15 protein-coding genes and 1 tRNA gene are annotated in these 22,571 nt (G+C 57.0%); all 16 read right to left on the reverse strand.

The genetic code is table 11. The annotated features are described in order from the left end of the window. Window positions 1-123: 123 nt before the first annotated feature. Window positions 124-1,131 carry a glycosyl hydrolase family 8 gene (locus LZU96_RS19455; protein ID WP_233985688.1) on the reverse strand — a complete coding sequence of 336 codons (1,008 nt, stop codon included), beginning with the start codon at window positions 1,129-1,131 and terminating at the stop codon, window positions 124-126. 8 nt (window positions 1,132-1,139) lie between these two features. Next, window positions 1,140-1,583: a cellulose biosynthesis protein BcsD gene (gene bcsD, locus LZU96_RS19460; protein WP_061901880.1), complete on the reverse strand. Its 444-nt coding sequence runs from the start codon at window positions 1,581-1,583 to the stop codon at window positions 1,140-1,142. Continuing rightward, window positions 1,583-5,398, reverse strand: coding sequence for a cellulose biosynthesis protein BcsC (locus tag LZU96_RS19465; RefSeq protein WP_233985689.1), 3,816 nt, complete (start codon window positions 5,396-5,398; stop codon window positions 1,583-1,585). Before LZU96_RS19465 ends, bcsD begins: the two co-directional genes overlap by 1 nt. 11 nt (window positions 5,399-5,409) lie before the next feature. After that, complete coding sequence (gene bcsB / locus LZU96_RS19470) at window positions 5,410-8,298, reverse strand: cellulose biosynthesis cyclic di-GMP-binding regulatory protein BcsB (protein WP_233985690.1); 2,889 nt, start codon at window positions 8,296-8,298, stop codon at window positions 5,410-5,412. Then, window positions 8,295-10,406, reverse strand: a complete 2,112-nt coding sequence (gene bcsA, locus LZU96_RS19475; protein ID WP_233985692.1) for a UDP-forming cellulose synthase catalytic subunit — start codon at window positions 10,404-10,406, stop codon at window positions 8,295-8,297. The genes bcsB and bcsA overlap by 4 nt, the downstream gene beginning before the upstream one ends. Before the next feature lie 49 nt (window positions 10,407-10,455). Beyond that, the gene (gene bcsQ, locus LZU96_RS19480; protein ID WP_010671647.1) at window positions 10,456-11,259 is read right to left on the reverse strand and encodes a cellulose biosynthesis protein BcsQ; all 804 of its coding nucleotides are present in this window, start codon (window positions 11,257-11,259) and stop codon (window positions 10,456-10,458) included. Next, a complete protein-coding gene (gene bcsO / locus LZU96_RS19485; protein ID WP_233985693.1) occupies window positions 11,250-11,840 on the reverse strand; it encodes a cellulose biosynthesis protein BcsO in 591 nt (196 codons plus the stop codon). Before bcsO ends, bcsQ begins: the two co-directional genes overlap by 10 nt. Window positions 11,841-12,356: 516 nt before the next feature. Beyond that, window positions 12,357-13,379 carry a dipeptide ABC transporter ATP-binding subunit DppF gene (gene dppF / locus LZU96_RS19490; protein WP_233985694.1) on the reverse strand — a complete coding sequence of 341 codons (1,023 nt, stop codon included), beginning with the start codon at window positions 13,377-13,379 and terminating at the stop codon, window positions 12,357-12,359. Next, complete coding sequence (gene dppD, locus LZU96_RS19495) at window positions 13,369-14,355, reverse strand: dipeptide ABC transporter ATP-binding protein (RefSeq protein ID WP_233985695.1); 987 nt, start codon at window positions 14,353-14,355, stop codon at window positions 13,369-13,371. Before dppD ends, dppF begins: the two co-directional genes overlap by 11 nt. A gap of 12 nt (window positions 14,356-14,367) precedes the next feature. Further along, window positions 14,368-15,270, reverse strand: coding sequence for a dipeptide ABC transporter permease DppC (dppC, locus tag LZU96_RS19500; RefSeq protein ID WP_094120946.1), 903 nt, complete (start codon window positions 15,268-15,270; stop codon window positions 14,368-14,370). Between the two features lie 9 nt (window positions 15,271-15,279). Then, entirely contained in the window at window positions 15,280-16,299 is a 1,020-nt protein-coding gene (gene dppB, locus LZU96_RS19505; protein ID WP_233985696.1) for a dipeptide ABC transporter permease DppB, read from the reverse strand. Window positions 16,300-16,470: 171 nt separating this feature from the next. Next, the gene (gene dppA, locus LZU96_RS19510) at window positions 16,471-18,081 is read right to left on the reverse strand and encodes a dipeptide ABC transporter periplasmic-binding protein DppA (RefSeq protein WP_233985697.1); all 1,611 of its coding nucleotides are present in this window, start codon (window positions 18,079-18,081) and stop codon (window positions 16,471-16,473) included. A 1,271-nt stretch (window positions 18,082-19,352) separates the two neighbouring features. Next, a tRNA-Pro gene (locus LZU96_RS19515) sits at window positions 19,353-19,429 on the reverse strand. Window positions 19,430-19,555: 126 nt separating this feature from the next. Then, window positions 19,556-21,247 (reverse strand): kdo(2)-lipid A phosphoethanolamine 7''-transferase, encoded by a 1,692-nt coding sequence (eptB, locus tag LZU96_RS19520; protein WP_233985698.1) that lies wholly within the window; start codon window positions 21,245-21,247, stop codon window positions 19,556-19,558. A gap of 320 nt (window positions 21,248-21,567) precedes the next feature. After that, window positions 21,568-21,996 (reverse strand): organic hydroperoxide resistance protein, encoded by a 429-nt coding sequence (locus tag LZU96_RS19525; RefSeq protein WP_233985699.1) that lies wholly within the window; start codon window positions 21,994-21,996, stop codon window positions 21,568-21,570. Window positions 21,997-22,091: 95 nt separating this feature from the next. Further along, window positions 22,092-22,556, reverse strand: a complete 465-nt coding sequence (locus LZU96_RS19530) for a MarR family winged helix-turn-helix transcriptional regulator (RefSeq protein WP_233985700.1) — start codon at window positions 22,554-22,556, stop codon at window positions 22,092-22,094. Window positions 22,557-22,571: the final 15 nt, after the last annotated feature.

Genomic DNA, 22,571 nt, shown 5'->3' on the forward strand with positions numbered 1-22,571 from the left:
TAACCGCCGGGCTGCAGAGCCGTGACCCGGCAGTTAAAGGCGGAGCAGGCGCGGCGCCTGCTCCCTGTGAGCGCGTGGCTGTCGGTGGCAGAACAGCGGCCAGCGCCGCCATTCTGCTGGTTATCAGCGCTTCTCCTGAAACGCCTGCCAGGTCAGCAACTGCAGACTGGCAGAAAAGTAGTTCTGATCCGCAGCCAGCTTATCGCTCAGATAGCCGGTTTCATTCAGCGTCAGGTCACGTACCGCCAGCAGTCCGCCCTCAAGATGGTAAGGTGCAGGGGCATTCGCCAGCACGTCGAACCAGGCGGGTGTCAGCATGCGGCTGTAACCCTGCCAGACGCGCTGAAACGGCACCAGTGCCAGGCTGTGCGGGTCATACCACCAGATGTTCAGCGGCACGCGAATCGCATCGTAACTGAAGCGGTTCGAGTAGCCGACGGCCGGGGCAACCGAACCGTCGGCATTCAGTGCGACCCAGTCCATTGGCAGCCCGGTTTTGCCAAAGCTCAGCTTACCCAGCAGATCAAAGCCATCGTTAATCAGCTTATCCCAGACCTGAAGATGGCTGTGTTCACCAAACTCGCGCCACGCCTGAAACAGGAAGTAAGAGGGATTGAGCACCACATAACTGACTTTGTTAAAGCCCTGCGCACCCGGCAGCATCACGGTGTGGCCGCCAAAACTCGTGACATCCAGCCTGATAATGGCGCGCTGAATACGGTCAGATTCCTGCTGGTAGCTCTCCACCTGCCATTTCTGTGCAGCACGCTGTAGTGCCCAGGCCAGCAACACATCGCCATCCGAGGCGTTATTTTTGTCGGCGACCGGGTTGTCACTGCCTGGCACGTAGCGCCAGTAGAAGAGATCGGTCTGCGGATTACGCAGCTGGCTGCGCGTCCACTGCCACAGCCGATCGAAGGTGGCGCGATCGTTGTTGGCCACCGCCAGCAACATGCCATAACCCTGACCTTCGGTGTGGCTGACGTTGTTATTGGCGGTGTCAGTGATCCGCCCTTCTGAGGTCACAAAGCGACTTTTAAAAGTCTCCCAGCCGCTGGCATTGGCCTGCGCGCTGCAGGCCAGCAGTAAAACAGAGCAGAGCCAGACCCGCCAGAGTGGATTACGTTTCATTTCCGATCCTATTGATATCGATAGTGCAGCGTGCTGCCATCGTTGAGTTCAAGCGTAACCGGCACAATGCTGCTGCCGCCCTGGCCCTGCAACCAGCCCGAAAAAAGTCCGGCCATCACCGCACCAAACGCCGCCTGCCAGTCAGCCGGAGAGTGGGTGTTGTCGCCTGCCGGTAAGGCGTGATACGCAATCAGCAGCGCCTTCTCTTCCGGCTGAAGCTGCACAAAACCCCAGTTAAACCGCGCCAGTTGCAGATTGCACTCGCGCTCCAGATCCTGCACGGTACGCGACTCTGGCAAAGGATAGCGGGTCGCCAGCGATTCCCCCATCTTATAGAGAAAGGCTTCTGCCTCCTGCTGACCGGCGTTGGCGATCATCCCGTCAATCAGTACGCTGACCAGGTCAAACCAGCCCGGCTGATAAGGATGCGATACCCCCGAATGCTCACTCATTACTTCTCTCCGAACAGGTAACGGACATAGAGCTGCGCGCTGCTTTCGTTGTAGTCACCAAAGGTGTCATAACCCAGCTGGCCGCCAATCGTCACATCTTTATTGAGTTTGTAGTCCGCCCCGGCGTGCAGGTTGTAGCCGATGCCGTTTTTGCTGCTGCCTGAATAGTAAGCGTCTTTCACGCTGCCGCTGGCGGCAAGGGATTCCAGCTCTGACTGCAGGCTGGCATCCGCCGGGAAGTACGCGCTTTTATCCTGACTGTAGGTCTGATAACCGGCTGCACCGCCAATATTGACCTTCAGATCGTCAAATTTGCGGGAGAACTCAATCGGGAAGGAGACCGACGCATAGTTCTGCGGGCTGAAGTAGCCGCCCTGACCGTAGCTGAAATAGCTGAGGTTTTTCGAGAAGTCCATCCATGACAGACTCATGCCCACTTTCAGCTCGCGATCGTCAGTGTGGAACGGACGGAGGTAGGCGCCGGCCGTCGCCTGCAGGTTGTTGTTGCTGGCGACATTCTCGCCAAGGTAGCTGTACGCGCCCGCACCGGCGTAGAAACCCGCATCGCCATTGTCGTAGCTTAACAGGGCGTTAGCGCCGTTTTTGGTGACGCGTCCCCAGCGTTTGCCGCTGGCTTTATCTTCTGCGCCGACGTAAGAGAGCAGGCTGTCGGTAATCGCGCGACGTTCACCGGTCAGGATCAGCGTCAGGAAGTCGGTGAGTTTCGGTGACCACTGCACGCCACCAACCAGGGTACTGAGATCCTGGCCCAGCGGCGTACTGCCGATATCCACTTTATAGCTGTCGCCCTTCAGCGCCAGATTCAGCTCCACGCCCGAAGCGGTTTGCGAATCGGTGGTGGCGTTCGGCAGGTCATTCACCGTTGCACCGCCTGCGGCCACTACCCTGCCCTGACTCAGCGCATTGGTGCCGAAACGACGCCAGGCATCGGCTGCGCCACTGCCCGCCGTAAGTGACACCGGCGTGGCGGTAAAGTCGAAGCGCGCCGTTTCAAACGGCACGGTAGAGAAGGTCAGCGGCGCTTTAGCTTCCGTCAGCTTGCTCAGGCCCGACTCGCCATCACGCCCGCGCACCTGCACCATGCCCTGACTCCAGCTGCCGGTTTTCTCCTGCAGCGAATCCATCATGGTGTCGACATCGTGCAGAATCTGTGACTGCCGGGAAACAGTTTCGCCGCCCGCGGCCGGTTCACCCTGCGTTGTCACGCCAGCGGCAACGCCCGCAGGTGCCGCCTGCCACGGCAGCACGGTGCCGTAGCTGGATGGTGAACGTCCCACCGGCGAAGTATCACGGTTGATAAACGGATTATCCGCCAGCGCCAGTCCGCCCACGGTCGGCACGCTGCCAGGCTGCGCGCCCTGCAGGCCAATCAGCTGACCGCGCGCTGAACGCAGATAAGCCATCGCCTGAGAATGCTCGCCATTGGCTTCCGCCACCCGCGCCAGCAGCAGCAGACGATCCGGTGTCTGAGTCGTACTGTTAAGGCCGCGACTCAGCTCATTAGCGCGCTGCACATTGTTCTGCGCCAGCGCGACGTTGATGGCCCCGACGCGCGCATCCTGCGTCGGCGTATCCTGGGTCATCAGGTAGTCATAGACCACGCCCGCATCGCGGTTCATCTTGCCGTCCTGGTAGAGACGGGCCATCGCGAACATCAGATCGCGGTTCTGCGGATCCTGCTGCAGTGCACCAATCAGCTTGTCATACGCCACCGCGTACTGACGCTGCTGTCGCAGGCGATCCACTTCGTTAATCAGATAGCCATTGCGAATACCGGCCAGCTGCGTCGGCGTACTGCGCGCCTGCAGTTCCGGGTTGCTGAGGAAACGCTGCGCCTCACTGCCGAGGCCCGCCTGATTCAGCACCATCATCTGCGCGGCATAATCGCCCGCATTGCCCTGCACGCCACGCTGCAGGTTAGCCCGCACCACCGAAACGGCGCTGGTGAGATCGCCCGCCTGCGCCAGCTTCTGCGCCAGGTTTCCGGCATCAACCGGGTTGGTGGGTGGATTAACCGTGAGCGCCTTCAGGGTATTGGCGGCGGCAGCCGTCGCGCCCTGCGCCAGATACTGGTCGGCCGTGCTCATCTGCAGATTGAAATTAACCCGCTGCGCCAGTTCACGCATCGCCGCCGTCTTCGCGTTAGCGGGAATGCGCGACAGCAACGTGCTGGCCTGTTGCCAGCCGCCGCTTTCGCTGGCGTTAAGCGCACCGGCATACAGTTCGCTGGTGCTGGCCCCGTTACGCATCACCGGCTGCATTACGTTGGCCGCCTGCAGCGTGTCGCCCTGCTGACGGTAGAGCCGGGCTAAATCGAGCCGCAGCCAGCCATCCGTGGGATAGCGCTGAATACCCTGCTGCAGCGTCGCAATGGCAGCGGCATTGTTACCGGCCGCCAGTTGACGCTTCGCCTGCTGACGCAGCGCATCGGCTTCATTGGCCCGTGGCGTGACGCTCTGGCGCACGCTGTCCGGCAGTGCCCCCAGCAGCGTGTTAGCTTCGGCGCCCCGATTCTGCTGACGCAGAACGTAGAACAGCCCCTCTTTGGCGCTGCGGTTATCCGCATCGCTTTGCAGAATAGTGCGATAGAGTTGCTCCGCCTGCTGCGGCTGATTGGTGCGGCGCAGCACGTCGGCGCGGAACAGTCTGGCGGCCAGCCCTTTTTCGCCGTCAGCCTGCACCAGTGGTTCGCTTAATGTCAGCGCCTGCGCCGTGTCTCCGCTTTTCAGTGCCTGCTGGGCGCTGGCCAGCTGTGCATAAAAACGCGCATCGTCAGCCTGCTGCTGACGCGATGAACCCTGATCGCCGCCGAGCTGAGCAGACCGCTGCAGATAATCCGCCGCTTCCTGATAACGTCCGGCTCGCTGGGCCACATAACCCATGCCCGCTAACGCATCGGCATCCTGCGGATTCGCGCTCAGTACTTTTTCAAAGCTGGACTGCGCACCGCCGACGTCACCGCTGTTGAGCGCGCTGAATCCGGCCCCTTTTTCTGCGCCGCCGACGTTTTTACGGTAGTAGTCGATCACCGCTGAATCCTGCGGATGACGTTGCTGCCAGGTCTGATAGAGCGCCGCATCTGACGGCTGTGGACCGAGCCACAGCAGCGCCTGACGCAGTGAGCGGTCGGCATCCTGATTACCGCTCGCCAGCGAACTCAGCACCTCAATGCCTTCGCGACGGGTCGGTTCCTGATAGGTCAGCGCTTTACCCAGCGCCAGCCGCGCGCCGGTGTCCTGCGGATGCTGAGCCGCAAACTGGCGCAGTGCCTCAACCGCCTGCGGCAGCAGCGTACGGTCGCCCGCCATAGTAAGGTAATATTCTGCCGCGACGCTGGGTGGCGGCGCATTGCCGCTGAAGGTGTTGCGCCAGGTCTGTAACGCCGCCGGAATGTTGCCGCTGCGCGCCTGCTGACGCGCCAGCGCAAGCTGCGCCTGCGGAATGGTCTGCATCTGGCGCGCATTATCCAGCTCGCCGAGGTGCGGATCGTTGGGGGAGACCTGGCTCAGCCGGGCGCGATACTGCGCCGCCGCCGCAGTGTCGCCGCCCTGCTGTGAATAGAGCGCCAGCAGGTAGAGCGCCTGAGTGTTGTTGGGTTCAACCATCAGCACCTTTTGCAGTGAGGCTGTCGCCAGGTCGTCATGCGCTTTCTGATGCCAGTAAGAGGCCTGATCGAACAGCGCCTGCAGCGCCGGGTTGGCGCTTTCCGCCGCCAGCAGCGGCTGTGACAGGGCCAGCGCGCTGCCCAGCAGCAACGCCTTACGGATACCGGCACTTAACAGATTTTTTTTCATTGTTATTATCCTTACTTCCTGCCGGAATCACGATCGGGCTTCGGGTTCAGACGCCGCCAGGCATGACGCTTCAGCATCACCCAGGCCGCACTGCCCACCAGCGCGGAGAGCAGCATCGCCGCCACCGCCAGCAGCACCGAGTGCTGGTTGGCATACCACACCACCATCATGTACCAGGGCAACTCACCGCTGGGGAACTGCGCGCCGACGCGGAAACTGCGAATGCCGTTTTCATCGGTAATAATCGCGGTATCGCCACGAATGCCGGCGTTAATCTGCGCCGAACTCAAATCGTTATGCAGTCGCAACAGCTGATCGTCGCTGGTTGCCACCGTCATCACCACCAGCCGATCGCGGTTCCATGGCGATCGGTAGCTGAGGAAGCCTCGCCACGCTTCGTTGGAGGAGAAGTAACGATCGGCATCCAGCTGCTGACGACTCCAGTCACCGGTCAGCCAGCCGCGTAATTTTTCCAGCGTGTCGGGTTCTTTCACACCAAAGGTGCTGCTGGTGGCGTCATAAGGGGAAGCCGCCAGCATCGCCTGATTAAAAGCGCTGTTGCCGGTGGTGCTCACCGCCAGCAGATCGCTCTGCTGTATGCGCGCCAGATGGGTGCCGCCGCTGGGCAGGCCAAACAGTACCTGATTCTGTGTCAGCGCCAGACCGGTGGCTTTACCAGCCCGCGCCGCCAGATCCAGTAGCGTTGACAGTTCAGCATCGCTGGGCGTTTCCGGCAGCAGCAGCGTGGTCTGGCTGAAATCGGCCAGACGTGAGAACGGAAAAGAGGCACCCACAAAGTAAGAGAGGTTCGGCAGCATGCTGAAGTGACGGGTATGGCTCAGATCGATCCATGAGTCCTCTTCAATCCGGCTTTTGATGTTGTTGTTCAGTAACACACCGCAGGGCGCATCAGCCCGCGGTTTGATATTGAAGTAGAGCGCCAGCTGGTTATCGCCATAGATCAGGTAGGGTTCGAGATTAAGCTGATACTGCTCCTGACGCGCATCACCGCCCAGACGGTGCCAGGCGTTCTCCAGCAGGCCGACTTTGTTCACCGTCAGATTGCGCAGAAAAGTACCGTTGAGCATGACGTTAAGGAAAGAATTATCCTCATCGATCCAGCTTTCGGACGGGAAGCGATAGTGCAGATTGACCGGCACTGTGTCGCCATCCCACAGGAACAAATCAGGCGCGGCGCGGAAATTAACACGCAGCGCATCATGCCAGATGCCGCTGCTGGTCAGACTCTGATCTTTACGCAGCAGTTCGCTCAGCCGTACCGGGCGGTCAGTGTTAATCCAGCGTGGAGCATCGTAAGGTTTGCGGTTTGCAATAGTCTGCGCAGGGACCTGCAGTTGACTCTCATCAGTCGTCAGTGGCTGCGTCGTCAGACGGTTCGCCGCCTGACGCAACTGCTCCTCATTGTTGCCACTGACCAGCAGCAATTTGTAAACCGGATTATTAGGATTATCCACCACCTGCAACATCGGACCGTTACTGGCCGGGAAAGTCAGGGTGCCGATCCGGTCACCAGGATGACCAAACAGGATGCCGTTTTGTTCCGGCAGTTCGCCGCGCACCACCGGGAAACGGATGCCGCGATAATCACTCTGAATGCCAAGCCAGGATGCCACCAGTGCCGCCGCGCTGACGGCATCGGCTGAAACATTGCTGGCAAAGCCCACCGTCACGGTGGACGCCGTCATCCGCTGAGGATCCAGGAAGGGGCGCGGGAAATTACGCAGGCTGGTGCCGATATTGAGCTTCTGGCCCTCAAGGTGCAGCGACGTGTTCGGCAGAATGGTGACCTGATACTGCTGTGCGCTCTCTCTTTCACACAGCAACTTGTCCGCATCATTGATTTTAAAACTCAGGTTATTCGCCGACACCACCATCGCCGCCGGAATATCCAGCTCATAGTCGCTGACATCGCTGTCCGTCGCACTCAGCGGCAGCGTGCCGAGCGGCTGACCATTCAGCATCAGCTGCAGCGACGTATTGCGTGCCGCCAGCGCAGCAGAGACGCGCAGCGTCAGATTAAGTCGCGCATTGGTGATGACTTCATCGCCGGGCAGGGTGAAGGTGATGCCCGACTGAAGCTGACCGCCGGTCAGCGTGATGCCGCGCGACTGGCCCATCTGGGCCACTGAAATAGCACTACTGATCGGCTGATTGATGGCAGCCGCGATCGGCGGCTGCGCTTCTGCAACCGGCGCAGCTACCTGACCTGGCGCGTAGGGCAGCGCACTGGCGGCCGCTTCCAGCGCGGGATCGGCACTGCTCAGGCCTTGCGGCAGGGGCACCGCGGACAGCGCGCTGCTGTCCTGGGTCACCGCGCCGGTGGCGGCCATCGGCGCGGTGGTCTGGGCAGAAGCCGCCGCCTCACCGGTCGATGACGCGGTCTGAGGCGTTGAAGTCGCGTCATCGGTCACTGAAGATGGCGGAGTTTGTGATGTCGCCTCGCTACCTGGGGCGTAAGAGGCGTTCACCGCGGGTGCCACGGCATTGGGTGATGCACTCTGTGGCGCCGATACCGGTGCAGATTCTGCGGACGGTGTCGCAGATGGCGCATTTGCCGCTGGTGACACGGACGGCATTGCAGACTCTCCACCGCTGACCGGGACCGCTACCTGGTCTGAACCTGCCGTCTGGCTGGAACCCTTATTCATGGGTGCCACAGATGCCGCATCGCTGGCCGGAGCCTGATTTGTCGCGGGTGCAATGACGGTGGCATCGGCAGGCTGCGTGCTGGAAGCAGCATCAGGCGGCGTCGGGGCTGAACTGTTTACCGGCGCAGCACTGCTGTTATCAGTAACAACCGGCGTTTCCGCGCCAGCGGGCGTCAGCCATAACGCTGCGGTCAGTGAACTGACCAGCAAAGTTTGCGTCAGGATCTTCATGCCGCCCCATCCTTTTTCGCCGCCGCGGCAACCGGGTCGACATTTTTACGTTTATCGTGGCGGCCTTTCCAGGTCAGCCAGAACAGCTCAAAGACGGTACGGATAATAGTGCCTAGCGAAATCAGCGGGTTGTCCTGCTTATACTCCGGCTGGATCCAGGCATCCGCACGAGCCAGCACCACACGGACCAGTTCGCGACGTCGCGCCAGCGGCATCGCCTCAAAGCGCAGACGGATGCTCTCATCATCGCCGGAAATCTGACTGACCGGGATAGTGATCGCGCCGGATTTCAGCAGCAGATCAATCTCTTCAATCTCATCAGTTTCATGACGTCCATCGGGTGCATCAAGCTGCGCGCCGCCCATCGAAAGGTTGCTGGTCTGGGTGCGCGATGAAATGCCGCTGGCGTAATGAATAATCGCCGGGATTTGCACCTCAACACGGATGGTTTTTCGCACCTGCTTGGTTTCGCGCGCCACGGCAATCGCCGCCATCAGAATGATCAGGCTGAAGATCGCCCAGCCGACGTTGAGCGCGATAACGTAAGGATCGACGCCAAAATAGTCATGCATCACCGCACGCACCACGCCAGCTACAATGCCAATGCCCAGCAGCAGCGCCACAATCACATGTGGACGCACGATGTGGAAATCGAAGAAGCCCTGATCCAGCACGCCGCCTTTATCGGTCACGTTAAACTTGCCATGTTTTGGCGACAGCAGGGTCAGAATGGTCGGGATCACCAGATGGAAGCACATCACCGTCTCGTAAATCTCACCCCAGAAGGTGTAGCGGAAACGGCCATTCATCCGCGAGTTAACATAAAGCGACATCACCAGATGCGGCAGCACGTAAGCAAAAATCAGCGACGCGGAGGAGTGGATGATATTGAGATTAAACAGCAGATAGGCCAGCGGTGCCGTCAGAAAGGCAACACGCGGCAGACCAAACTGGAAGTGCAGCATGGCGTTGAGGTAACACAGGCGCTGCTGCCACTTCAGGCCACGGCCAAACAGCGGGTTATCGACGCGGAAAATCTGCGTCATGCCACGCGCCCAGCGGGTACGCTGAATGATATGCAGGCCCAGACGTTCTGTTGCCAGACCGGCAGCCAGCGGGATCGACAAAAAGGCTGAGCCCCAGCCCAGTCGCTGCATTTTCAGGGCGGTGTGTGCATCTTCGGTCACGGTTTCAACGGCAAAACCGCCAATCTCTTCCAGCGCTGAACGACGGATAACCGCACAGGAGCCACAGAAGAAAGTGGCATTCCAGTTATCGTTACCCTGCTGCACCGGGCCATAAAACAGCGAGCCTTCATTTGGAATGCTGCGTGCGGCGCGCAGGTTACGCTCAAAGGGATCGGGAGAATAGAAGTAGTGCGGCGTCTGTAGCAGCGCCAACTTCGGATCTTTCAGGAACGGTCCGACCGTCGCCTGCAGGAAGGTGCGCGTCGCCACGTGGTCGCAGTCGAAGATGCAAATCAGCTCACCTTTGGTGATTTTCATCGCATGGTTGAGGTTCCCGGCTTTGGCATGTTTGTTGTCGTCACGGGTGATATAACCCACGCCGACATCCGCCGCAAAGCGGGCAAACTCGCTGCGCTTGCCATCATCCAGCAGATAGACCCTGATTTTGTCACGCGGGTAGTCGATGCACTGCGCCGCGAGTACGGTGTCGCGCACCACATCAAGACTTTCATTGTAGGAAGGCACATAAATATCGACCGTCGGCCACAGGCTGGTGTCGTCCGGTAAGGGTTCAATCGTGCGTTTTAATGGCCAGGTGGTTTGCAGGAAGCCAAGAATTAAGATCAGCCAGACGTACAGCTCCGCCAGATACAAGCCAATGCCTAAGATAGCTTCAACTTCGGAATTAAAGTGCAACGTCTCGGTGGTCCGCCACCAGATATAGCGGCTGGACATCAGCGCAGAGAGAATCACCATCACCACAGTTATTTTGCGGCTCTTGCTGAAACCCAATAAAAACATCATGCCGATGCTGATCAGACCAAAAATATACTGTTTCTGGCTGTCCATTGGCGTAATGATGATCACCGCGGCAACGGGTGCAAGCACCAGCAGCAGCAGGTAAAACCCGATTTTACTCATGATTCACCCTGAGAAGAGCTGTATAAGTCAGTCGCCTGGCGGAAGCCGACTAAAAGTGGTTTGTGCGGATGGGAGCCTGAACTTCGCCATTACCCACGGTGATATTCAGAATGCTGCTGACCCTTTTCGCGATCAGTTCAATATCAAATGCCGCTGCGGAGGCGGGACTGAAATCGTAAACAGACTGCTGCGAAGCATTGGCTTCACCCACACTTTCATCACGGTGAACCACGCCCAGTAAATTATCGCCCAGGCGCTGCTGCATAAATGCGGTGACATCGCGATTGATATTCCGGCGGTTGTCACACTGGTTAAGGATAAAATAGTGACCCTGCTTATTATTGAGAGGTTTACCGATCATCCGGTTCTCTTCAATCTGCGGTAATAACGATACTGATGCGGTATCGGCTAACATCACCACTAAATGCATATCGGCCAGCGCCGTCATTGCTTTAAGGGCGGGGCCTGGGCCAGGCGGGAAATCAGCCACGATCACCAGGCCGGGATAATTGAGCACCGTATCCAGACCGCGCTTAATAAAGTGGGGATCTTTCATCAGGTTCTCTTCGAACCGTTCACGCTGCGGCTCCGTGACGTCGCCATAGGGCAGCACAAAGATATTGCCGCCGGTGGTAAGAATCGACTGGCTCCAGTCCGCCTGCTCTTCTGAGCGCGCCACAAATCCGCGGCCATCATGAAGCGGCACGCCAAAGTGAAGACGCAGTGCATTCTGCACATCAAAATCAATCGCCAGAACTTTGCTACCGGAACGCGCCAGACTCCAGGCCAGATTCGCCGCCAGCGTGGTTTTCCCCACGCCCCCCTTCGGCGAGCACACACAAACTAATGGCATAGCGCAATCTTCTCCAGTAACGGTTTGAGTAAGGTTTCTTTCGGCAGATTAATCTCGCGCGAGCGGAACAGCGCACCAAATCGTCCTGGCTCAGAATGGGTGGCGGTGGGTGCGACGACGGGCTGAAGATCCGCCACGGTGGCAGGCCGGACAGGCTCAGCACGCAGCATGGTCGCAGGCTCAGCCACAGCCACTTTTTGCAGCGGTGGCGGTGGCGGAAAGAGTGATGAAGGGCCGCGTTCAGTCGTGCTGGTTGCTGGCAGGTTATTGCCTGACAGGCTATCGAGAATCGAGGTGCGGGCTGCCATTGCCGGTTGCGCAGTGAGTGCGGCATGTCGTGCCGGTGTCCCAGCCGGTGGAGCCGTGAACTCATCACCACGCAGCGGCTGAGGTTGCGGCAGGTCAATACGCTCGCCGCCGCCAAACGGAGTCTGATGTTCTTCTTTCGCCAGCTGGCGAATCAATGCCCATTTACTGTGTTCCGCCGCCTCCTGCGTCTGGCCAGACATATCTTTAAAGTCGATGTCGAGCGTTTGCGTTTTCTCTTTAAAACGCTGCAAATCATCGTAATTATTCTTCATTGGCCATGGCCTGCAACAAGGTGGGAATTTTCCTGGAATATAGCACATCCGCTTAAACTCGGTGAGAAAAATCTGATTACAAAAACAGCAAATTCAATAAAATAGTTTAATCAAAAAGATTCGATAGGGGCGGTAAATAGCCGATGATGGGTGCTTTTGGTCAGAAATTAATAAGTCAGGCTTACGTGAAATTGTTTCGCCCGATTGTTACATTCATTCGATCCGGTTAACTCATCTTACGCATGGCACAACCAGCGTGGTTAAGATGAGATTAATCCCCGTTGCTGACGAAACCCTTCACCTGATCTGACGCTGACGTCAGCATGAAAAAAGCCGGTGAATCGTTGAGGATACTTATCGGTTTCTGCCGGAAATATCATCAGAAAAATCATTGGTTAATGTCGGTAACGAAACAACAGCGGCAGAGAAAGGTGGCGAGGAAGAGGAGGCAGCAACGGCAAGCGCTGGCGGGTAAGTTGCGTTAAAAAAAGGCTCCAGCAGGAGCCTTTTGGTGAGTTAACCGACTTTTTCAGCCGCGCCGACCGGCTGATTTTCATCCTGGTCAACGGCAAAGCAGGCGATCTGCTGTCCGCCGTAGCTTTTCAGCTTCGGTTGCAACTGAACGCAGGTGCCAAAACGGCGGCGGCAGCGCGCGTTGAAAGCACAACCCGGTGGCGGACTGAGCGGGCTCGGCAGTTCGCCGGTCAGCTTGATCCGCTCACGGCGATCATCCGGATTGAGACGCGGCGTGGCCGACAGCAACGCCTGAGTGTACGGATGGCGCGGGTTGGCAAAAATCGCCTCTTTGCTGCCCTTCTCAACACAGCGGCCGAGGTACATCACCATCACTTCATCCGCAATGTGCTCTACCACCGACAAATCGTGCGAGATAAAGACGTAGGAAAGTCCCATATCCTGCTGCAGATCCATCATCAGGTTCAGCACCTGGGCGCGCACCGACACGTCGAGCGCCGAAACCGGCTCATCGGCAATCAGCACGTCCGGATCGAGCATCAGCCCGCGGGCAATCGCAATACGCTGGCGCTGACCGCCGGAAAACATGTGCGGATAGCGGTCATAATGCTCGGTCTTCAGGCCCACTTTCGCCATCATCTCCAGCGTCTTCTCGCGGCGCTCGGCTTTGGTCAGCTGGGTGTTGATAATCAGCGGCTCTTCCAGAATCTGACTCACTTTCTTGCGTGGGTTCAGTGAGCCATAAGGGTTCTGAAAGACGATCTGGATTTTCTGACGACGCAGTTTCTGCGCCTGCGGATCGTGCTTCAGCAGATCCTGCCCATGCCAGTAAAGCTGTCCTTCGGTCGGGGTTTCAATCATCGTCAGCAGGCGGCCCAGCGTGGATTTCCCACAGCCCGACTCGCCAACGACCGCCAGCGTTTTGCCGCGCTCCAGATTAAACGAGACGCCATCCAGCGCTTTCACCAGACGTTCCTGACCAAACAACCCTTTCTTCACCGGGTAGTGCTTTTTCAGATCGATCGCCTGTAACAAATACTCATGCTTGGTTGTTTCATGACTCATAAGTCGGTCTCCCGGCATCGTCCAGCGGATAGTGACACTTGGACTGGCGGCCTGGAATGGTGCGCAGTTCCGGTTCTTCCTTGCGACAATGGTCCGTCGCGTAAGGGCAGCGTGGGTTGAGCAGGCAGCCAACCGGGCGATCGTATTTGCCCGGTACCACGCCCGGCAGCGAGGCCAGACGGGCTTTATCGGCCGCGAACTCCGGCAGCGCACGCAGCAGCGCCTGGGTGTAAGGATGACGCGGCGCCTTAAAGATATCGCTCGCCTTGCCGCTCTCCACCACCTGACCGGCATACATCACAATGATGTGATGCGCGGCTTCAGCCACTAACGCCAGATCGTGGGTAATCAGGATCAGCGCCATATTCTCCTGCTGCTGTAACTCCAGCAGCAGTTCGATGATCTGCGCCTGAATAGTCACGTCGAGCGCGGTGGTCGGCTCATCGGCAATCAGCAGTTTGGGTCGGCAGGCAATCGCCATGGCGATCATCACACGCTGGCTCATCCCACCTGACAACTGGTGCGGATAAACATCGAGTCGTGACGCCGGATCGGGAATCCCCACCTGGTTCAGCAGGTCGATCGCCCGCTGACGTCGGGTGCGTTTATTGCCGCCCTGATGCACTTTAATCGCTTCCATAATCTGGAAACCGACGGTGTAACAGGGATTGAGGCTGGTCATCGGGTCCTGGAAAATCATCGCCACTTCCGCGCCCACCAGCTGGCGGCGCTCTCGTTCGGAGATGCGTTTCAGGTCGCGCTGGTTAAACTCCAGCTTTTCCGCCATCACTTTGCCAGGGAAATCGATCAGCCCCATGATCGCCAGTGAGCTGACCGATTTACCGGAGCCGGACTCACCCACAATGCCGACCACCTGGCCCTGCTCAACCTGATAACTGATGCGGTCGACCGCCCGGAACGGTGCTTTTTCGTCGCCGAAATGCACCGACAGTTTGTCTACATTTAATAACGCCATCTCGGTGCCTCTTTACTGCTTGAGTTTCGGGTCGAGTGCATCACGCAAACCATCGCCCATCAGGTTAAATGCCAGCACGGTCAGCAGAATGACTAATCCAGGGAACGTCACCACCCACCAGGCACTTTGCGCATACTGCAATACGTCGGAGAGCATGGTGCCCCACTCCGGCGTTGGCGGTTGCGCACCCATACCGAGAAAGCCCAACGCCGCCATATCGAGAATGGCGTTGGAGAAACCTAACGATGCCTGCACGATCAGCGGTGCCAGACAGTTAGGCAGAATATTTACAAACATCTGACGCAGCATACCGGCTCCGGCGACGCTGGAGGCGGTCACATAGTCGCGGTTTACCTCCACCAGGACCGCGGCGCGGGTCAGACGGATGTAGTGCGGCAGCGCCACAAACGTCAGGGCGATAGAGGCGTTAACGATCGACGGACCGAAAATGGCCACCAGTACCAGTGCCAGCAGCAGGCTGGGCAGCGCCAGCATGATATCGACCAGACGCATAATGGTGGCATCCACCACGCCGCCGAGATAACCGGCCAGCAGGCCGAAGATCACGCCGAAAATCAGCGACAACACCACCACCAGACAGCCAACCAGCAGCGACAGGCGCGCGCCGTACATCAGACGCGACAGCACATCGCGGCCGACATCGTCGGTGCCAAGGATATAACTCCAGCTTCCGCCTTCCTGCCAGACCGGCGGATGCAGCAGCGCATCACGGAACTGCTCAGCTGGCGCATGAGGTGCCAGCAGATCGGCGAACACCGCCACCAGTAACATAATGATGATGTACGCCAGGCCCACCACGGCGCCTTTGTTACGCTTAAAATAGTGCCAGAATTCCTGAAACGGGGTCATCGGCTTGGGTGCAGCGGTTACGCTGGCGGGATCAACAACAGACATGATGCCCCCTTATTTCTTATGACGTATGCGCGGGTTAACCACGCCATACAGCAGATCAACCAGCAGGTTGACCAGGATAATCAGTACCGCCGTCAGCAGCACGCCGCCCTGCACTACCGGATAATCGCGGCGTTGCAACGCTTCGATCAGCCAGCGACCCAGACCTGGCCACGAGAAGATGGTTTCGGTCAGTATCGCGCCGGCCAGTAAGGTGCCGACCTGCAGACCAATGACGGTTACCACCGGCAGCATGGCGTTACGCAGCGCATGTACCACGATAACCCGCATCCGCGTCAGCCCTTTGGCGCGTGCGGTACGGATGTAATCTTCCCCCAGCACTTCCAGCATCGCCGAGCGCGTCATACGTACAATCACCGCCAGCGGAATGGTGCCGAGCACGATGGCAGGCAGAATCATGTGCATTACCGCATCGTGGAAATCGCCCGCTTCGCCCCAGAAAAAGGTATCGATCAGCATAAAGCCGGTCAGCGGCATGGTGTCATCAAGGAAGACAGTGTCGCCGACGCGACCAGAAACCGGCGTCAGGTTGAACTGCACCGACACCAGCATGATCAGCATGATGCCCCACCAGAAGATCGGCATTGAGTAGCCGGTCAGTGAGATCCCCACCGCGGTGTGATCGAAGATTGAGCCGCGTTTCACCGCCGCCATCACCCCAACCGGAATGCCGACCGCGACCGCAAACAGCATGGCGCAGACGCCCAGCTCCAGCGTGGCTTTAAAGCGCGGCACAAACTCATCCCATACCGGGATGCGGCTCTTGAGTGAAATACCCAAATCGCCGTGTAATACGCCGTTAATGTAATGCAGATACTGTTTCCACAGCGGCTGATCAAGGCCTAACAGCGCCATTAATTGTGCATGACGTTCAGGGGAAATACCGCGTTCGCCCGCCATGATCAGCACCGGATCGCCGGGGATCATGTGAACAAATGCGAAGGTGAGTAATGTAATACCGATAAACGTTGGGATGACAAGGCCCAAACGTCGGAGTATGAACTGCAGCATAATCCGGGTTCTCTCTTGTCCGCGCGACCGTCGCCGCGAGGGTAGTTATTGCTTACATCTGACGATCGGGTAGGCCCGACCGCGACGCAGACAGGCTGCGCCTCTACCGTTTCCAGTAAAACAGGGAGATAAAGCCGGAGCGACGCGCAGCCGCCCCGGAAAAGGCAACAATTATTCCTGAATGTCTACCTGGGCAAAGTAGTGTCCGCCAAGCGGATCGACTTTGTAGCCGGAGACTTTCTTGCTGACCGGTTCATAGACCGTTGAGTGCGCGATCATCAGCGCCGGTGCCTGGTCATGCATGACAACCTGTGCCTGTTTGTAGTACTCGATGCGCTTCGCCTGATCGGCGGTGGCGCGAGCTGGCTGAATCTGATCCTCGAAGGATTTATCGCACCAGCGCGAGTAGTTAGAGCCATCTTTCGCCGCTGAACAGCTGAACAGCGTGGCGAGGAAGTTATCCGGGTCCCCATTATCGCCGGTCCAGCCCATCATTACGGTCTGGTGTTCACCGGCTTTGGCACGCTTCAGATATTCGCCCCACTCGTAGGTGACGATTTTGGCTTTCACGCCAATCTTCGCCCAGTCGCTCTGAATCATCTCCGCCATACGGCGCGCGTTCGGGTTGTAAGGACGCTGTACCGGCATCGCCCACAGGTCAATGGAGAAGCCGTCAGCCATGCCCGCTTCTTTCAGCAGCGCTTTGGCTTTTTCAGGATCGTAAGCGTAATCTTTCACCGCGTCGTTGTAGCCCCACATGGTCGGTGGGATCAGGTTTTTAGCCGGCTGGCCAGCACCCTGATAAACGGCATCAATGATCGCCTGTTTGTTGACCGCCATGGTCAGGGCCTGACGCACTTTCAGGTTATCCAGCGGTTTTTTCTCAACGTTGTAAGAGAGATAGCCGACGTTCAGGCCCGCCTGCTCATACAGGTTGATGTTTTTGTCCTGCTTCATGCGCGCAATGTCAGCCGGGTTTGGATACGGCATCACCTGACATTCACCCTTCTGCAGCTTGGCGTAACGCACCGAGGCGTCAGGCGTAATTGAGAAGACTAAGCGATCGATTTTTGGTTTAGTGCCCCAGTAATCCGGGTTGGCTTTATACAGAATGCGCGAATCTTTCTGATACTGCAGCAGCTGGAACGGGCCGGTACCGACCGGGTTCAGGTCGACCTTCTGCGGCGAGCCAGCTTTCAGCATGTTGTCCGCGTACTCTTTCGACAGAATAGAGGCGAAGTCCATACCGAGATCCGCCAGGAATGGCGCTTCAGGACGGGTCAGCACAAAGCGCACGGTATGATCGTCCACTTTTTCGATTTTGCTGATCAGGTTCGGCATATCCATGCCTTCGAAATATTCGTAGCTGCCGCCGGAGACGCCATGATAAGCGTTGTTTTTATCCAGCTGGCGTTCAAAGGTGAACACCACATCATCCGCGTTAAATTCGCGCGTCGGTTTGAAATCTTTGGTGGTTTGCCACTTCACGCCTTTACGCAGGTGGAAAGTGTAGGTTTTGCCGTCGTCGCTGACATCCCACTTCTCGGCCAGCGCTGCGTGCAGCTCGGTGGTGCCGATGGTGAACTCAACCAGACGGTTGTAGATCTGGCGTGAGCTGGCGTCGTAAGTGGTACCTGAAGTGAACAGCTGCGGGTTAAAGCCTTCCGGAGAACCTTCTGAACAGTAAACCAGGGTTTTTGCCTGAACACCGGCGGCGACAGTCATAGCAATCAGGCTCAGACCGACCTTCAGCATCCCGGATTTAGCCAGGGAGTTGATCATGCTTTTGCTCCATTGTGATGTGATGTTGTGTGCATTGCCCGACCTCTGATTTTTTTATGCGGTTCAGGCGTACCACCGAACGGGTGGTTAAAGTGCACTACGTTTTTTTTGTTTTTTCTGATGCCATGGAATCACTCAGAAAATTCCGTAACTGCGGCTTTATTGACGCATCAATTTGTCAACAGTTGCAATGAACGTCAATACAACGGTTAGTTATTTACACAGAGTGTGAGGGATAGCAAGCAACGGTAAAAAAAACCCTTTCCGGATAAAAGCCATACAATGCACAGCGCCGGTCGCTTATTTTCCAGACATTCTGCTGGAAGCGTGGTTTATCGCTAGTGATTCTCACCGCTAAAAAACTTAAAACTTTTACCGGCAAATGTTGAATAACTGAACGATTCACCGTGCGTTATGACGTTCAGCCAGCGGAATATGCTGGTCCCGAAGCATAAGAAATCAGCAACTTGCCGATTTCGGTCATAAGAAGAACGTGTCACGAATTATGATTGCATCTCTTGCATGGCAAGGCCTGCCAGAGGGAAAGCGGCGATAACAACGGCGGATGAGCGGAATACGTAGCGGATGGGATTTATTGGAACTTTCTGGAAGATAGCAGCCAGAAGCTGAAGTTTGTCAGCACTCTGAAGCGGCTGCCAGTCGTAAAGCGAAGGGAGCATACGCCTGTCGCAAAGCATCGCGGGCCAGGGACAAAAACCCCGGGAGCGCTTTTGAACAACGCAAAGCGTTGGCCCGGCTACGGGTGCACCTCAGGGATAAGGTGCGTAATTGCCCGCGCTGATCCCACCAGGGATGGCGTTTTTGCGTCTTTGTGAAAGGCGTATACTCCCTGAAGCCCGCCCGGCGTTAAGAGTGTGAATGCTTAGCGGTTAGATCGAGACTGCTTCAGGAACACGGGCAGATCGGAAAGGCGCTTAAACCATCCCTGGACGCTCGGCCCACGCCGTCCCTGGCGTGGGACGCTTTCCTCCACTGCCCGTGTTCCCTACGCCTTGAGTTTATGCGCTGCGGCCAGATTCACTCGGGTTTAAATCTGTCAGTGGTCTGAGATGCTTCTGTAAGTACCTGATGCGTCTGCCAGGCGTGAAGCGAAGGGAGCATACGCCTGTAGCAAAGCATCGCGGGCCAGGGATGGCGTCTTTGCGAAAGGCGTATGCTCCCTGAAGCCCGCTCAACGAAAAATCCGTACCTTTCATTCTCTTTTCTACAGACGAAAAAAAACCTGTCTTTTCAGACAGGTTTCTTAAATATGGTCGGCGAGAGAGGATTCGAACCTCCGACCCACTGGTCCCAAACCAGTTGCGCTACCAAGCTGCGCTACTCGCCGATGGGGGCGCATGTTACTGCGACCCCCGATCAGCGTCAACCGCTTTTTGCGCTTTTGCCGCCGATCGCCTGGAAAGCACGCGGTTAGCGGCAATCCAGCCGCCGTCACACCCTTTCGCTGTTGTTATTACAGCGGTTTAGCCGGATGGGTAGCCGGTGCCTGACACCAGTTATTGGCTGGGTTGATCCCGCCATCGGGTGAGGTATAGCCCAGACAACCGAGAATGGTATCGAACAACTCCACATGACGATGGGTTTTGCCGACGCGCTGCTGCGCCTGCAAGCGCTCAAAGTTGCTGCGGTTCTGGCTGTCGGCCAGATACTTATCAGACGCCCACACGATCATCGGCACGCGGAACTGCTCCGGTGGTGCCATTTCACGCGGTGTGCCGTGCAGATGCATGTTTTCGCTGATCGATTCACCGTGGTCAGCGGCATAGAAGACAATCGCCTTCTTATCACGCAGCTGATCCAGCACGCTGTCGAGCATACTATCGACATACAGCACTGAGTTGTCATAGGCATTAATCAACTGCGCCTTGCTGCAGGTTTCATCCACGCCCATACATTCCGGCTGATACTTCGCAAAACTGCGCGGATAACGCTGGGAATAGAGATAGTGCGAACCTTTGGTATGCAACACCACCAGATGCTTACCTTTCGGGAAACGATCCAGTGACGCCTTCATCTCCGGCACCAGCAGCATGTCGTCGACTGCTTTACCCTGGTTACGCTTCTCTGAACCAATCTGCTCACGGAAGGCAAAGTTATTGGCGTTGATATTGTCGTAGAACCAGACCTCGCTCTGCATCGCAAACAGCTCAGAGGTAAAGCCCAGCTCTTTCATCACCGCAAACACGTTCTGCTCTTTCAGCGTGCGACCCGGATTATCCATGGTGCCGCCTTCGCGTACGAACATGCAGCGCAGCGACAGTTTGGTCGCGGTATCGCAGGATTCACCGCGGAACGCCACCAGGTTTTTCTCTTTCGACAGTTTAGGTGTGGTATCGCGATCGTAGCCCAGCATCCCCATGTGATCCCAGCGGGTGGTTTCGCCAATCACAAACACCACATAGGTGTCGTCCAGCCCGGCAGGCGCGACGTAGGTAAATTTTTTCGCCGGATCGAGCAGTTCCTCGCTATTCAGCGACTCATCTATGCGGGTCCAGGCGAACAGCCCCACCGCTGCCAGCCAGTTCGAAGGCAGATAAGAGTGCGCCACTACACCGCCGTAGCTCGGCAAATCGATGTTGGTGATCTCTTCGTTATTCTTCTGCTGCTTGTCGAAAAACCGAATTGGCAGCCAGACCAGCGCCACGCACAGCAGCATAATCAGGGTGGGTTTCAGGCGCTGTCCTGGCGTACGCAGCTGTTCATTCAGCGTCATACTCAGTTTATTACGCCAGATCATTAACAGCGGCAGTGCGCTGACCAGCACCATCCACAGGATGAAATGGTAGCCAATCACCTCTTTGGAGAGATCGGTATCGGTGGTCATCACCGATGCCACAATGCCGTAGCCAATCACGACGTTAAAAAATGCCATGTAATAGGCGGCAGCAACAGAAATCAGCACAATCAGCGTGGCCAGCACGCGATAAAACCACTTTCCACCCAGCGACAGCAGCCGCATCAGGAAGAAAGTCAGCAGCACAATTGCTACCACTTCGGTTACAGCAGTCAGCCAGTTGGTCACCGTCGATTTCGTCAGGAAACCGTCAAAACGGCGATAAAAAATCGGTAAATTCAATAATATACCGAGATAGAGCGCAAGCAGGAGCGACAACTTTTGCTGCGTTAAGGTTTTAATATAATTCATGAAAAATGGAGTTTCCCCGGAATGAAGCGCTTTACCAAATCTTTAATGTGACTACCGAAACGCGGCAGAGTTCGCTGAACAAGCGGACCGGACCAGATGAAGGAAAATTCTGAACGGATTTATGGGCTATAACGCGAGGTGGCTCAGTAAAACATGGCTGCAGTAGTTAGACCAGAAAATAATCTTTGTCGAGCCGATTAGCACATTTTTTGTACAATCGATATAACTGGTCAGATTTCAGACTGCAAACGGGGTTAAAAAGCGGGTACGGCGCGACGGGCGGGAAAGAGAGCGGGCCGGAGTAGCGGCCCGCTGCACGCTTAGCGAATAATATTCAGCGTCACGTCGATGTTATTACGGGTTGCGTTTGAGTACGGGCAAACGATATGTGCCGCATCAACCAGCTTCTGCGCTTCCGCTTCATCCATCTCTGGCAGGTGAATGTTCAGGGTCGCTTCGATACCAAAGCCGTTGGGAATCGGACCGATGCCGACTTCGCCTTCAATCCACGCCTCTTTCGGCAGGGTGATTTTGTCGCGGCCAGCCACAAATTTCATCGCACCCAGAAAACAGGCTGAGTAGCCCGCTGCAAACAGCTGCTCAGGGTTCGTCACTTCACCACCTGCACCGCCCATCTCTTTTGGTACGCCCAGCTTCACGTCCAGCACACCGTCAGAGGAAGTTGCACGGCCATCACGACCACCGGTTGCTTTGGCTTTTGCGCGGTAAACCACTTGTTCTAAAGACATGACATTTCTCCGTTACGCTATTTAATCGCTCACTACTTGTAACGCCGTAATGAGGCGGTGAGGTTCAACGGGCGCGGGACGCCCGTCAGTAAGATTTATCGTGATCGGTTCAGGTTGTCGCGTAAGTCATCCAGCTGCCCTTTCAGCGCCAGCAGCGCATCATCGTCACAGGCGGTGGCACATTTGACCGCTTCCGGAATCGCTTCCGCCTTGCTGCGCAAAGCCCGGCCAGCCTCCGTCAGCGTGACCGCGACCTGACGCTCATCCTGTCGGGTACGCTGCCGCATAATCAGGCCCGCACTCTCCAGGCGCTTCAGCAGCGGCGTCAGGGTGGCTGAATCCAGGAATAGCTGCTCGCCAATCTCTGAAACCGTAAGATCGTCCTTCTGCCACAGCACCAGCATCACCAGATATTGCGGATAGGTGATGTCGAGTTGGGTCAGCAACTGGCGATAGACCTTATTCATCGCCAGATTGGCGGAATAGAGGGCAAAGCAGAGCTGCTGATCGACCAACAGTGGCATCGTTTTCACTTTTTTGTCATCTTGATCACTGTTCATAAGATTCAATATAGA

It is taken from the genome of Pantoea agglomerans, from assembly GCF_021397715.1.
Classification (GTDB): Bacteria; Pseudomonadota; Gammaproteobacteria; order Enterobacterales; family Enterobacteriaceae; genus Pantoea; species Pantoea astica.